We start from the raw sequence: 13,440 nt of genomic DNA on the forward strand, positions 1-13,440 counted from the left end.
ACCAGAGTGGAATAAATTATTTTATTAACACAATATTAACCTAATAATTTCCTATTCATGTCTTAAACAACAGTTAAAGTAACCGATATTACTGAGTTTTTTTATAAACACTAATTTAAAACAAGCTTGAAAGTCGCTTGATTACTGGCTTTGTGAAAAAAATAACTATTGCCTCCTCTGGTCTAATCAGTTAACAATAATGAAACATGGTTACTTTTCATACAAGATTGACTTAAATCAACAAGAGAGATAACCACTAACAAGATGATTGATGATCATTTTAACAAGACAAAACTGGGGAACTTTATGAAAACATGGCTCACTGTTATTTCACTCCTTTTAATCAGCTTATTTTACCCTGCTCAATCCGACGCTGCCGCGACTAAATACCCTGTTGTACTGGTTCATGGCTTCATGGGCTTTGATGATGCATTAGGAATAGATTATTTTTATGGTATTCCTCGTGCTTTGAGAAACCAAGGCGTACAGGTTTTTGTTGCAAGAGTATCACCGGTTAACTCATCTGAAGTCAGAGGTGAGCAACTCAGACGTTACGTACAATCGGTACTTGCTTATACTGGCGCTCAAAAGGTGAACTTAATAGGCCACAGTCATGGCGGACCAACTGCACGCTATGTGGCCAGTGTAAGTCCCCAAATGGTCGCAACGGTAACCTCTGTTGGTGGAGTGAATTGGGGCAGTAGCTTCGCTGATTTTCTTAGGGGAGCTATTCCTGTCAACTCTTGGGTAGAGTGGTCAGTCAACATTGCATTTAATACGTTATCTCGACTCGTTACAGGTGTATCTGGTGGTGGAAACTACCCTGCTGATACATTAGCCTCTACAGAGTCTCTCACCACCCGCGGTTCTATCAAGTTTAACCAGAAATATCCCGAAGGCATACCAAACCAGTATTGTGGTTATGGATCTGCAAGAGCTAATAATGGGGTAAATTACTACTCTTGGTCAGGAACAAGTCATAGAACCAACTTTTGGGATGCCAGTGATGCGGCATTAAACGTGACAAGTTGGGTATTTAACGAACCTAATGATGGTCTAGTATCACGATGTAGTTCTCACTTAGGAAAAGTGATCCGCGACAACTATAATATGAACCACTTAGATGAAATAAATCAGTTATTTGGTTTAGTAAGCTGGCGTGAAACTAATCCAAAAACCTTATACAAAGCACATATTAACCGTCTTGCAAATAGTGGATTTTAATGCAAAATAAAAGCAGCAATAACAGCCCTCTCCCTACAGCACGTATTTTGCTTTTAAGCTTAATATTGATCTTAATGGGGGGGGGGCTTATCTACTTCAATGGTCCACACGACGTCTTCGAAGGCCATACTCTACACAGCGGAAATGAGATACCTCAAACTCAACCGGAGTTGGTTGCAGAAGGTATAACAACTCCCATCTCTACAGGATTATCACAGCTCATTCTGAATCAACAGCTGAGATGGGATTTTGATGATCTCATTCTGACGCACCAAGAAACCGGTCAAACGATAACTTCCCTGTTATTCGCACTTTCGAAGCAACGTAATTTAACCCCTGACGCCCATCATTATTTAATGGATCTATTTAATCGATATCGAGACTACAAAATAGCCTTGGTTGAGGTAAAGAAGATGGGGCCAAACATGCTTAATGAACTCGATATTGAAGATACACTCGATTTTATAGAACGAGCTCATCAAAGTCAATTTGATTACTTTACTCAAATAGAGATAGATGCGTTTTTTAGTGATGAGAATGCCTATGATATTCAGGCTATTGAGAGAATGGCTATCCTACAAGATAGTTCGCTTTCCAGTGAACAGAAACAGATGTTAATTGCCCATCAAATAAGCCAGATGGATGCCGAAGAGAGAGAGGTTTATGAACCTAGTCTACAGGTTTTTAATATTGTCGATAATCTTGAAGGCAAAAGCAGCCAACTCAACGAATTCACACCTGAGGTGATCGAACGCATTGAACAACTAAAAAAGGATGAGCAAGTTTGGAAAACAAAAATTACCGATTTTCTGGCTTTTCAAGTTCAAAGTAGAAATGAACAAACTGATGACACTCTCGCGCAAGAAACTATAGATAATTATCAAAATAGAAACTTTAGTGCCAACGAACTTAAACGGCTTCAAGTGTATATCGACAACCCCGAGTTATTAAATACCCATTAGCCGAATAAGTTCTGCATAAACAATCAACATATATTCTCTCTTAGAAGTGACTTTACGAGACTAAATAGCCGGGACTGATATCAGCATGATTGAGACAAAATCATTGACCCCTTGTTGACGCTCAGCCCCATCTTTTTCAAAATCAGTAAACCCCTGACCCAATGCACGCCAAACAGGTTCAGGGAATTTAGGATTAAACAGTGCGACTAGCACTGATCCTTTCTCATATTTTTCCATATCCACACCGAAGGTAGATAACCCAGGTACCAACCCCGCTTTGTTTAGGATCTCGCTATCACTCATATCAGAGCTTAATGCTACACCAAAGCCTACCAGTAATGCCGGAGAATATTGATTTGACACAAGTCGATAACCTTTCGCCTCCATCACTTTCTTTAAAGAAAACTGCATATTTTTGATCACTGTATCATTATCGACCCTATCATCAGCAATCACTTTAGCAAGTGTCGGATGCCAAGCAAAATCTCGAGTCTGGGGGGATAAAAAACCAAGGTCACCAGTGGCAACCATTGTCGTACGATGTGAAGTAGGCACCATGACTTCAGAGACAGTACAGGCACTTAACGTAGAGATAAGCAATAAAGCGCAAATTTGTTTTATCATATGATTACCATTTAACTTCCATGTTATTGATATTAATTAAAACAAGATTAACCTAAGCTGACCCATTAGTCATTCATCCTGTAAATCCATAAAGCACTCTTGCTTGTTGTATCTATCATCCCTATGATCACCCTCTAAATAAGGGATACTCAGCCTTATCGGTAAAAGTAAAATTGAAAGAGGCAAGCATGACACAGCAAGAACACGACACTGAACTTCAATTATTCACCGATCATACGCAAAACTGGGTCGAGCGTATGATAATGAAGTACAACATCTGTCCCTTTGCACGACGTGAAGTCGAGCGTCGCAGTATTCGCTATGCCGTCATTGATGAATCTAAAATGCACAATGTTCTCGAAGCATTAATTAAAGAGTGCCAGTATTTAGATGCAAATCCTGAGATTGAAACCACACTCTTTATTGTTCCGCGAGGATTTGAAGGGTTTTATCCATATTTGGATCTTGTGGACATAGCAAACGATCTACTTGTGGAGCAGGGTTATGAAGGTGCCTATCAACTTGCCAGTTTCCACCCTGATTACTGTTTCGATGGCGAACCTATGGACGATCCATCTAACTACACTAACCGCTCACCCTACCCAACACTTCACATCATTCGCGAAGTCAGTATGGAATTAGCCTTAGAAAATTATAATGACCCTGAATCTATTCCTGAGCGTAATATCGCTTTTGCACAGAAAAAAGGCAGTGATTTTTTTGCAAGAGTATTAGCTGGCTGCATGGGCAAAACATCACACTAATGTTACCACCATCTTAAGGCTGCAGCCTCTCAAATAGGGCTGCAAACCACTTAATGACAGTAGACAAAGCCACCATAAAGGTATTTTGTTGCCTCCGCTCCCAACACTAATACCTTATCTCCCTTTAAGAGTCGACCACTGTTGACTAGTTTGGCAAAACTTACCCATATTGCCGCTGAACCCTGATTTCCAAAGTGCTTGGCATCATTTATAATACGTTCAGGCTCAATACCTAGCGCTTCTGCTAGCATAATATCAATATGTCCATTTGCCTGATGAGGTAAAATATAGGTAAAGTCGTCTAATTGATAACCTCTGGACAATACAGCTTGCAGGCCTAATTCAAATAACTGACTGCCATTGGCACGCACAGCTTCGGTGTTATGATGAAAACGAGTCATCTCCCCGTTACCTACATCCATTGAACCAGAGTCCAGATAAAACCCCGGTTCCTTACCCTCACCAATTTGCCCCAAATAAATATCGGTTAACCGTCCCTCTTCCCCTTTAGCTGGACCTAATATCACAGCCCCTGCACCGTCTCCCATCTGCACATAATTCACCAACTGTTCAGTGGTTAAAAATGACTTAGCAATCTCAAAATATACTGAACCAGTTTCAATACCTACTATAGCTACTGGTGCCTCATCGATGGAGCAAAACGCCGATGCGATCTGCAGCGCATTGGCAAAGCCAGTACAGGCTTGTCGGAGCTCTAAGTAAGGTCCTTGGAAACTAAGCCTGTCAGCCAACCAAGCCGCATTGGGAGGAACCTGAGTATGAGGAGTACAAGTATGACTAAGTAGATACTCTAACTCATTTATATCAAGGTTAGCCTTACCTAATACTTGAGTAAGTACTTCAACTCCCAGATCGATACTACTGGGAGAGGGTTGGCTCTTTGCCTCTGCTAAATCTCGAACCAAATAACGACTTTCAACCCCTAAACGCTTAGCAATAGTTCTGGCCTTACGTTTAGCCAAGGCGCCACAATGTTCACCTAAAGCCGTTAATAGCGTCTCATTTGAAACCCGTTTATTAGGCAATACAAAGGCTGATGACAACAGAGTCAACTCATTTTTTGCAAACTTTACACCCATTTATCCTCCAGTTTGGTAAAGATCTTTGTCAACTCTACCCCCAATGTTTCAAAGTGCTCAGACTGAGAAGAAAGGAGAGTGTAAAGCCTTGGTAAAACCATTTCATGTTCGGTGACAAACATAGCCTTAGTTGCTCCTAAATATTGGGCATGGTGCTTAGCTACATACACATGTTTTGCTTCATCTTTCTTAATCAACCCACATAAGCGAGCAAAAGGATGACCTCGTCCAAGCCCCGAATGTTCAAATTCGTGCATGATCTGAGTGACACAAGTATCTAATATTGCAATTCGAACAAAATGCTCACAGTAAGAATTTACTCTGCCAAGATGGAGGTAGAAACGTTTTGCTTGCCGTTGTATATCAACAAGTTGCTCCACTGTAGGTAGCTCTGACTGCACTTGCTGCAGAGCAACATCATGTACAAGTTCTTCAGCCTCCACCTCTTTTAAACTGAGTATCAATGAGGAGACCGCCACCTCATTGGATGCTGACAGTCGATGAATTTCAGTGTTAAACACCAATTGTGCCGACTGTTCGCCGCAAAGTAGAAGCGGGATCAAATGGGCCAAACTAACTCTCTCTTCCTCACTATAATAGATGGGACTGTTATACCTGTTAGCCATCCATTTTCTGATCCTTACGCTATTGACGCCTGAACAATCAATGAGAGTATTCACACTCGGCTTAAGTGGGCTGGGGAAGCAACGGTTTAAAATATGCTCATTCATACCAGCCACCAATGATCAATTTATAGAGAATAGGAAGCCACAGAAGATCGAACATAAATGCCAAAGCCACTATCAACATAGAGAGGAAGCTTAATTCAACGATGGGGAAAAAATCTGAACTCAGGCCTAAGGCAAAGCCAAAAAACAGTAACAAACTAGTAAAAGCAACCGCTGGCATGACAGAAGTTAACGTTCTCGAGATAACATTAAGTTTATCAGAGGCTTTATCATTCACCTTTAACAGCAGATGAAGTGAATCATCAATAATAATCCCAAGCATCATGCCCATCACCACTGCACTGCCTAAACTAAGACTTCCCCCTAACCATTGCCATAAACCAAAGACCCAAATAAGTGGCAATAGGTTCATGGCAAGTGCCAGTAAACCTAACTTAAATGATGTTTTAAGTAGACTGACTATTAGCAATAAAAACAACAAAGCCGCGGCAAATGAGGCGAGCATGGTCCGGGCATTAGACAAACTTAAATGGGCAAAAATAAGGCCCTGGCTCAAACCTTGCTCTATTGATACCTCACTGACATTCTGACGGTTCCAATCGGCAACTTTTGCCTCAAATGCAATAAGTTCAGCTGCCGTCATAGGAATGAGGTCCACAGTGACGACTGAAGCGTTACCATCTTGATTTATCAGATGCTTTACCTTTGAGTCCATCACACTAGCATCATTAAGTAGCAGATTTAAACGACTAGGACCTATACCGTAAAGTCTAATCCAGTCGACAATAGAGCTCACCTTTAATACCTCATCCTGCAGCCTTAAAAAACGACTAAACAAATTGATTTTACTGACATAATCTCGCTGCGCCACTCCCTGTTCACCCAGTGAATTCGCGGCACTGTCAACGACATAATAGAGCTGATTTACACCATTAAAATGTTGCTCCATCTTCAACTTAGATTGATTAAACAGATTAAACTCAGGAAAATAATTCAAAGCATCATCATCAAACTTAAGCCCAGAAACACTATAAATAGCCAGTAAAGAGATCAGTAAACCGCCCCCTAACACACTGCGTTTATAACGCCAACATATCTGATCAATTGCAGCGAAAAACCGCGTCTGTACCTTAAGACTTACAGTCACGACACTCGCTCGTTTAGCAAAGGGGAGCAACACCGTTAAGTTGACCAAAAAATTAACCATGACGGCAAATGCCACCAACTTACCAAAGTCTTGGATCGGTGGAGAGGGACTCAATGCCAATAGAGAAAACCCCATTGCGGTTGTCAGTGCCCCCCAAAACAATGGTTGTATATTAACTCTTAATGAATACGCTAATGCCTCTGGTTCACTCTCCCCTTGGTCTATGGCGTTACGCCAACCGAAATAAAGATGCACAGCATAAGCAACACTCAAACTAACCACGACAACAGGGATAAAACCACTAATCGCGGCTAAAGTGAACCCGCCCCAGCCAGCAAGACCGACAGTCAAAACTAAAGTAATCAAGGATGAAACACCTATCCCAAAGAGCCACATTCGCTCCCTAATCACGAGCAAAAGCATTAAGCTGAACGTCAATGCTAAACTAGGAATGAACCAAGACAGATCATGTTTTAGCACTGCAGCATATTGCCAATTGAGCGCTAGAGGACCTGAGTAATAAACATGAAAGGGTTGAGTCCTATTGATATCTAGTTCATCGATATAATCTTTAACAGACAAAACACTGGCTAATAGTGCCTTGGTCCCTTTTATTGCATTGGGCTTAAATGACACAGCTACAAGCACAGCTTGAGCATCGGATGAGAGAAAACCCATATGGCTAGGTTTAGTTTTATAGGAAAGCGGTAATCTTGATGAGGAAGCATCTGGGCTATAGCCATTAACCTCCTCTATCGCCGATAGTTTAAGTAAACCCGACTTCAACTGAGAAAACGTGTTATCCCCCAAAGGAAAAGTTATCCCAGGAGCAGCCTCCAATAACAAGATAAGCTCATCTTGCTTAAAAAATTCACTTTGATATTGTTTAAACGCATTATAAAGGGGGTCACCTTTAGAAAAATATGCACTATAGTCAGCATCTAATCTCAACTTGCTAAATCCAAACAAAGCGATCAAACACAAAAAGAGCCAAAAAATGGCACTAATCTGTTCAGCTTTTCTCGTTAGCAAGCAAGATTTTAGCAATGTTCCGCTCCTCCTTAAAATCACAATTTTAGGTTACTAAAGAATAATAGACCTCATAAGTGACCATTTGTATTCAAACATTGGGTTTAATCCACTCATTGAAGCCACATATGAGACTGTTTGAGTTAACTTAATACAGCTAGGTTTTATTTGTTTATTTTCCTACCACACAAAGAAAACAAAAAATAAATTAAAATCAATGCATTACCATTTACCTCTATATTATTCTAACTCTACTTTTTATCTTTGCTTTCTTGAATAAACATGTTTTTCACACTAATTTTAATGGAGAGTCATTACTTAATGGGCTAACCATGAAAACTTTTCAAACTCAATGGCATAATGATGATTGGACTCAAAGTGAGACCATTCCTGAGCTAGACGGCGAGCAGACACTTATCTTACTGTTCGGCGAAATAGATAAATTCCCTGAAGCCATTGAAAACATGCGTAGTTTAGCGCCTAATGCCAATATCACAGGTTGCTCAACTGCAGGAGAGATCCAAGGTCAGCAGGTACATGAAAACGGCTTGATTGCCACTATTATCGCGTTCGAAAAAACACAAATTAAACTAATACGCGGAGTAGGAGAAGCTGATACAGATTTTCGAGAACTAGGTTTATCCTTAGCTAAACAACTCAATGAAACCGCAGAACTTTGCCATGTATTCATTCTCAGTGATGGATTAGAGTTCAATACCTGCCATCTAGTAGAAGGAATGACAAGTGAGCTGGGACTGGACATTCAAGTGACTGGAGGGCTCGCGGGTGATAGCCAGAACTTTATCAAAACTCATGTTTTATTCGAAAATGAAGTCTGTTCATCAGAAGTAGTCGCCATCGGTTTCTATGGTAACCAACTTGAGGTAAGCAGTGGAACACGAGGCGGGTGGTGTTCATTCGGCATCGAGCGAAGAGTCACTAAAGCGGACAATAACACCTTACTTGAACTTGACAATGAAAATGCATTAGATATCTACAAGAGCTATCTAGGAGAGCTTGCTGAACAGCTCCCCGCCAGCGGACTTAGGTTTCCGTTAGAGATCAGCGAGCCTAATAAAGTCACTAAAGTAGTCCGCACCTTACTCGCCATAGATGAAGATACTGGGGGTATCACATTTGCCGGAAATATCCCTAATGGCGCAACCGCCCAATTGATGCGATCAAATGTAGAATCACTTATCGACGGTTCCTTGGAAGCAGGTAAAATCTGCCGCCATAATATCTCCCACAATCCTCAAGTCGCAATATTGGTTAGCTGCGTAGGCAGAAAGCTAGTGCTAAAACAGCTTGTTGAAGATGAAATTGAGGTGATTAATGAAGAGTTTGGTGAACAAACCTTACTCTGCGGGTTTTACTCCTATGGTGAAATAGCTCCCTATGACAGACACAGCCTAGCAGAACTGCATAATCAGACCATGACCATCACTGTCTTTGCGGAAATCTAACCTATGCATAGAATGCTAAAACGGCAACTGAAAAAGGCTTATCCTAATGGATTGCCTGACAGCGTTGAGTTTAGTCATTTTATCGAGTTAATAGAGCAAGCTTACACCTCTATGAGTGAAGAGTTGAGTATCTCGGAGCGATCACTGGATTTAAGTTGTGAAGAGTTACAACAGCGCCATGATACCTTAAGTAAAATACTCGATGCCTTACCCGATATGAGTATGTGGATAGACCAAAATGGCGTGATCCGTGACATTAGGGTTGGCTGCTTTAATCCACCTCTCGTTTCTAAAGAGGATGAATACGCCTCAATAACGTCATTAAAATTTTATAATAACTCAATCCCTTTACAACACTTTTTAACTGGATATAAGAAGATTGGTAGCAAGCGGGGTGAACTCGAGCTAAATTGTGATACTTTCACCTATTACGTAGAAGCAAGATTAACTTCGGTCAGCAAACAACGCTGGTTACTGGTCATTAGGGATATTTCTCTCAGACGAAAATTGATTGAGATGCAGGCCCAAAGGTTAGAGCAGATAAAGCGAACTCAGAAGCAACTTCAGGGGCTAATCAATGCAGCACCAACGGGGATTTTAATCACAGATGAAAGTAAAAAACTGGTCATGGTCAATGATTATATCTGCCAGAAACTGTCTCTGTCTTCCGATGAATTATTAGGCAGAAACCCATTAAGTTTTATCGCAAAAAAATACCGTCTAGAGTATCTGTCCGAAATACAGAAACATATTAATGATGATAACTCTATTTTAAACTCTCGACTGGACCTGACTATGGAGTTACCTCACAATGAGGCCATGAATGTCGAAATGGCCTTTAGCACTTTGCTGTTTGAAGATAAGAAACTAGTCATCACCGCTATCACAGATATCAGTGAACGAAAGCGATTGGAAGCTCAATTAAGGGTGCTGGCTTCTACCGATCCATTGACTGGAGCTTATAACAGACGCAGTTTTAATGAGATGAGTCATAAAGCTATCTCGACCTGCTTCCGTCAACAACAAGCCTTCTCCATTTTACTGCTCGATTTAGATTTCTTTAAGCGTATCAATGATAATTATGGGCACACGGCTGGAGATGAGGTCTTGATCGCCACAGTAAAAGCCATAAATTCTTGTATCCGGGAAGCCGATATTCTCGGTCGATATGGCGGGGAAGAGTTTGTTATCGCGTTGCCAAATGCCAATAACGATAAGGCTAAAGAAGTCGCCAACAGGATCCGCCTTCATATTGAGAACATGCAACTCAATACCCTAGGCCAGATCATAAAAATCACTGCGAGCATTGGCATAGTAACGACAAGTGATAACAACAAACTTGAAAAACTCATCAACCAAGCTGACAACTACCTTTATTATGCAAAGAATAATGGCCGTAACCTGGTTGTCAATGAAGAGATCTACCACTCACAAAATCAAAGCATTCCTCAAAAAAACAAAGCCAAATAGCTCATAAAACTCTGGTATTAGCCCACAGAACCACCATTTAACCCGGCCTGATGACAAACCATTTGTGTAATGCCCCTCATTAAGTGATGATGGATGATTAGTGTAAGGGCAAGTGGATAACAGATAAAAATGGCGAGTAAATATTATGTGATTTGGGTGGGACGCAAGCCCGGGATCTATACCTCTTGGGATGAAGCGAAGCAACAGGTAGATAAATACCCTAAAGCAAAATACAAATCATTTAAGACTAGGGCCGAAGCTGAAACCGCATTTTCCAAAAGAATCAGTACAGCCCCATACAGTAAAAGCCCTGCTAGTATCTCTAAATCCAAGTCTGTTACGACTCATACAGAACTGGTATCTGATAGTCAGTATGACGTCGAAATTTACACAGATGGTGGCTGTGAGCCCAATCCAGGTAAAGCGGGATCCGGTGTCGCCGTGTATAAAAAAGGGATACTAACAGAGCTTTGGTATGGCCTTTACAACAGTTATGGTACCAATAACTCGGCTGAATTAAATGCACTGCATCAAGCCCTGTTAATTGCCAAACAGGCCTTAGCGGATAAACAAAGTGCACATATTCGCAGTGATTCCCAATACTCCATCAACTGCATCACTAACTGGGCTTATAGTTGGAAGCAAAAAGGCTGGAAGCGTAAAGTTGCTGGGGATATTAAAAACCTAGAAGTCATTCAAGCCTCACATGCTCTGTATGAAGATCTTAAAGATGAACTCAGCATCTCCCATGTAGCGGCACACATTGGCATCGAGGGAAATGAACTTGCCGACAGAATGTCTATCTATGCTATCGATAAGAAAGACACGGCATTTTGCCGTTACCCAGAGCCGATCGACTTAGCATCAATATTAAGCCTAAGAGCAGGTTAATAATGCGCTAATCTAAGGCGCTAATAAAGATTTAGTGCCTTATAAATAATATCTCACCGCACTTTTTCTCTCTTTTCTACTAAAATTTGAAGAACTGAAACTCAACTCCCAGAACAACAGCTGCAAAGAAAGCTAATTAAGTTAAAGCTTAACTGTGCTAAAGCCACTCGCTATGAGACAATTCGTGTCATGAAAGTATTCGCCCATGTCCATAAAGCTCCAATTCGAGTCTTCCGCATCAGTAAGCGACGTTTTTGGTTACGTTTAAAACGTGATCTTCTGCTATTGAAAGAAGCTTTAGCCCAAGAGAAACTAGAGACCAAAGAGATGTTGGTCACCTATAAGCGTTACACCAAGAAACAGGCGAATCGTGAAGAACTAAAAGAGGCCAATAAACAGTTTGCTGATCTGCTAAAAGGATTAGGGCTGGGAATGTTTGCCGTGCTGCCTTTTGCCCCTCTGACCATTCCACTGATCGTTAAACTCGGTAAAGTTGTCGGTGTCGACGTCCTCCCCAGTTCATTTAATAATATGGGCGAGAAACGACAGCGTCAAGCGGCTCGCTACCCGGATAACGAAAAATAGTACTGACCAAACACAACTCTTCTCAAGCAAATGTTCTAACCACTTTCACCTAGGTAAAATCCTTGTTACCCTAGTGTTTTACCTCTCTAATAATGATAACTAGCAGCGAGATTTAGCCCCATATGACTGACTTATTGATTTCAGGTGTTTCAGGTACCCCACTCTCTATTCTCCACGCCGATGCTTTCGATGCCTGGTTAGCAGAGCAAGCGCCACAAACCAAAAACTGGCTTACCTCCACACAATTTAGCGGCAAGGGAATGAGCCTTATCCCAAGTGCAAACGGTGAGCTATCTCAGGCCATTTTTGTGACCAGCGAGCCTGAGTCCTATTGGGTATGTGGCGATCTCGTCAATCTGCTCCCTGCAGGTCAATATCAGATAAAAGCGACAGAAGAGCAGATCAAAGTTGCCGCCTTCAGTTGGGGGCTCGGTACGTATAAATTTGACCGCTATAAAAAAAATGACAAACAATACCCGACGCTTGTTATCGATAACCCAAAGATTGTTGAACAAGCAAAAAAACTGATTCGCTCAATCTCTATGGTGCGCGATTTGGTCAATACACCCGCAGCCGATATGATGCCACAGCACTTAGGTGACACCATGGAAGCCCTCGCTGATGAGTTTGGTGCAAAGATCACCCAGATTATCGGTGACGAGCTACTTGAACAAAACTACCCAACTATCCATATGGTAGGACGTGCCAGTGAAAATCTACCTCGCCTTATCGACCTGACTTGGGGTGATGAATCAGCACCTAAAGTGACGTTAGTCGGTAAAGGGGTTTGTTTCGACTCTGGCGGACTCGATCTTAAACCTGGCGCTGGAATGCGTTTTATGAAGAAAGACATGGGCGGCGCTGCTCATGTTATCGGTCTTGCTCACCAGATAATGGCCAGTAACCTACCTATTCGTTTACGTGTATTGGTGCCAGCGGTAGAAAATGCCGTTTCAGCCAATGCATTCCGTCCAGGAGATGTGATTAAAACCCGTAAAGGGATCACCGTTGAGATAGATAATACCGATGCTGAAGGCCGTTTAGTATTGTGTGACGCTCTTGCTGAAGCTAACAATGATAAGCCTGACTTGATGATAGATTTCGCCACCTTGACTGGCGCGATGCGTATTGCTTTAGGCACAGAGCTTCCGGGTTTCTTCAGTAATGATGATCAAGTTGCTGCAGATATGACTCAATCAGGCCTTAATGTTCAAGACCCAATTTGGCGCATGCCATTGCATAAACCCTACTTTGATCTAACCACCAGTGATATTGCTGATTTAGCAAACTGTGGCCGTGTTCCTCAAGGCGGCGCAATTACAGCGGCACTCTACCTTGAAGCTTTTGTCGATAAAGATATCAGCTGGAGTCACTTCGATGTTATGGCCTGGAACACCCGCAAGCTGCCAGGTCGTCCTATAGGCGGTGAAGCCTTTGGTATTCGCGCGGTATTTGACTACCTGCAGACGCGTTTCGAAAAGTAACCTCA

General features: G+C 41.7%; 12 protein-coding genes. 8 read left to right on the top strand and 4 right to left on the bottom strand.

The genetic code is table 11. The annotated features are described in order from the left end of the window. The first annotated feature begins 306 nt into the window (after nucleotides 1-306). On the top strand, nucleotides 307-1,224 hold the full coding sequence (locus HWQ47_RS17765; RefSeq protein ID WP_269967394.1) for an esterase/lipase family protein: 918 nt from the start codon (nucleotides 307-309) through the stop codon (nucleotides 1,222-1,224). Then, complete coding sequence (locus HWQ47_RS17770) at nucleotides 1,224-2,186, top strand: lipase chaperone family protein (RefSeq protein ID WP_269967395.1); 963 nt, start codon at nucleotides 1,224-1,226, stop codon at nucleotides 2,184-2,186. The genes HWQ47_RS17765 and HWQ47_RS17770 overlap by 1 nt, the downstream gene beginning before the upstream one ends. A 60-nt stretch (nucleotides 2,187-2,246) precedes the next feature. Here HWQ47_RS17770 and HWQ47_RS17775 read toward each other — a convergent pair whose 3' ends face one another. Beyond that, nucleotides 2,247-2,810, bottom strand: coding sequence for a DUF4136 domain-containing protein (locus tag HWQ47_RS17775; RefSeq protein WP_269967396.1), 564 nt, complete (start codon nucleotides 2,808-2,810; stop codon nucleotides 2,247-2,249). A gap of 188 nt (nucleotides 2,811-2,998) precedes the next feature. Between HWQ47_RS17775 and HWQ47_RS17780 the strand changes: the two genes are divergently transcribed. After that, entirely contained in the window at nucleotides 2,999-3,574 is a 576-nt protein-coding gene (locus tag HWQ47_RS17780) for a DUF1415 domain-containing protein (protein ID WP_269967397.1), read from the top strand. 50 nt (nucleotides 3,575-3,624) lie between these two features. Here HWQ47_RS17780 and HWQ47_RS17785 read toward each other — a convergent pair whose 3' ends face one another. The 3 genes from HWQ47_RS17785 to HWQ47_RS17795 are packed head-to-tail and all read right to left on the bottom strand — an operon-like array spanning nucleotide 3,625 to nucleotide 7,557. Further along, a complete protein-coding gene (locus tag HWQ47_RS17785) occupies nucleotides 3,625-4,674 on the bottom strand; it encodes a 3-oxoacyl-ACP synthase III family protein (protein WP_269967398.1) in 1,050 nt (349 codons plus the stop codon). Then, complete coding sequence (locus HWQ47_RS17790; RefSeq protein ID WP_269967399.1) at nucleotides 4,665-5,405, bottom strand: hypothetical protein; 741 nt, start codon at nucleotides 5,403-5,405, stop codon at nucleotides 4,665-4,667. The genes HWQ47_RS17785 and HWQ47_RS17790 overlap by 10 nt, the downstream gene beginning before the upstream one ends. After that, the gene (locus HWQ47_RS17795; protein ID WP_269967400.1) at nucleotides 5,398-7,557 is read right to left on the bottom strand and encodes an efflux RND transporter permease subunit; all 2,160 of its coding nucleotides are present in this window, start codon (nucleotides 7,555-7,557) and stop codon (nucleotides 5,398-5,400) included. The genes HWQ47_RS17790 and HWQ47_RS17795 overlap by 8 nt, the downstream gene beginning before the upstream one ends. A gap of 314 nt (nucleotides 7,558-7,871) precedes the next feature. On the opposite strand from HWQ47_RS17795, the gene HWQ47_RS17800 reads away from it, so the two are divergent. From HWQ47_RS17800 to HWQ47_RS17820, 5 genes are all read left to right on the top strand, one after another. Continuing rightward, a complete protein-coding gene (locus HWQ47_RS17800) occupies nucleotides 7,872-9,005 on the top strand; it encodes an FIST signal transduction protein (RefSeq protein ID WP_269967401.1) in 1,134 nt (377 codons plus the stop codon). A 3-nt stretch (nucleotides 9,006-9,008) separates the two neighbouring features. Then, nucleotides 9,009-10,475 carry a sensor domain-containing diguanylate cyclase gene (locus HWQ47_RS17805; protein ID WP_269967402.1) on the top strand — a complete coding sequence of 489 codons (1,467 nt, stop codon included), beginning with the start codon at nucleotides 9,009-9,011 and terminating at the stop codon, nucleotides 10,473-10,475. Between the two features lie 129 nt (nucleotides 10,476-10,604). Further along, a complete protein-coding gene (locus tag HWQ47_RS17810) occupies nucleotides 10,605-11,366 on the top strand; it encodes a ribonuclease H family protein (RefSeq protein ID WP_269967403.1) in 762 nt (253 codons plus the stop codon). A 189-nt stretch (nucleotides 11,367-11,555) separates the two neighbouring features. Further along, a complete protein-coding gene (locus HWQ47_RS17815; protein ID WP_269967404.1) occupies nucleotides 11,556-11,951 on the top strand; it encodes a hypothetical protein in 396 nt (131 codons plus the stop codon). Nucleotides 11,952-12,073: 122 nt separating this feature from the next. Continuing rightward, nucleotides 12,074-13,435, top strand: coding sequence for a leucyl aminopeptidase family protein (locus tag HWQ47_RS17820; protein ID WP_269967405.1), 1,362 nt, complete (start codon nucleotides 12,074-12,076; stop codon nucleotides 13,433-13,435). The last annotated feature ends 5 nt before the right edge of the window (nucleotides 13,436-13,440 follow it).

Source organism: Shewanella sp. MTB7 (assembly GCF_027571385.1).
Lineage (GTDB): Bacteria > Pseudomonadota > Gammaproteobacteria > Enterobacterales > Shewanellaceae > Shewanella.

Bases quoted from the DNA above. Each gene is read 5' to 3' on its own strand.
- HWQ47_RS17765 (WP_269967394.1), top strand. From the start codon at position 307: ATGAAAACATGGCTCACTGTTATTTCACTCCTTTTAATCAGCTTATTT.
- HWQ47_RS17770 (WP_269967395.1), top strand. From the start codon at position 1,224: ATGCAAAATAAAAGCAGCAATAACAGCCCTCTCCCTACAGCACGTATT.
- HWQ47_RS17775 (WP_269967396.1), bottom strand. From the start codon at position 2,810: ATGATAAAACAAATTTGCGCTTTATTGCTTATCTCTACGTTAAGTGCC.
- HWQ47_RS17780 (WP_269967397.1), top strand. From the start codon at position 2,999: ATGACACAGCAAGAACACGACACTGAACTTCAATTATTCACCGATCAT.
- HWQ47_RS17785 (WP_269967398.1), bottom strand. From the start codon at position 4,674: ATGGGTGTAAAGTTTGCAAAAAATGAGTTGACTCTGTTGTCATCAGCC.
- HWQ47_RS17790 (WP_269967399.1), bottom strand. From the start codon at position 5,405: ATGAATGAGCATATTTTAAACCGTTGCTTCCCCAGCCCACTTAAGCCG.
- HWQ47_RS17800 (WP_269967401.1), top strand. From the start codon at position 7,872: ATGAAAACTTTTCAAACTCAATGGCATAATGATGATTGGACTCAAAGT.
- HWQ47_RS17805 (WP_269967402.1), top strand. From the start codon at position 9,009: ATGCATAGAATGCTAAAACGGCAACTGAAAAAGGCTTATCCTAATGGA.
- HWQ47_RS17810 (WP_269967403.1), top strand. From the start codon at position 10,605: ATGGCGAGTAAATATTATGTGATTTGGGTGGGACGCAAGCCCGGGATC.
- HWQ47_RS17815 (WP_269967404.1), top strand. From the start codon at position 11,556: ATGAAAGTATTCGCCCATGTCCATAAAGCTCCAATTCGAGTCTTCCGC.
- HWQ47_RS17820 (WP_269967405.1), top strand. From the start codon at position 12,074: ATGACTGACTTATTGATTTCAGGTGTTTCAGGTACCCCACTCTCTATT.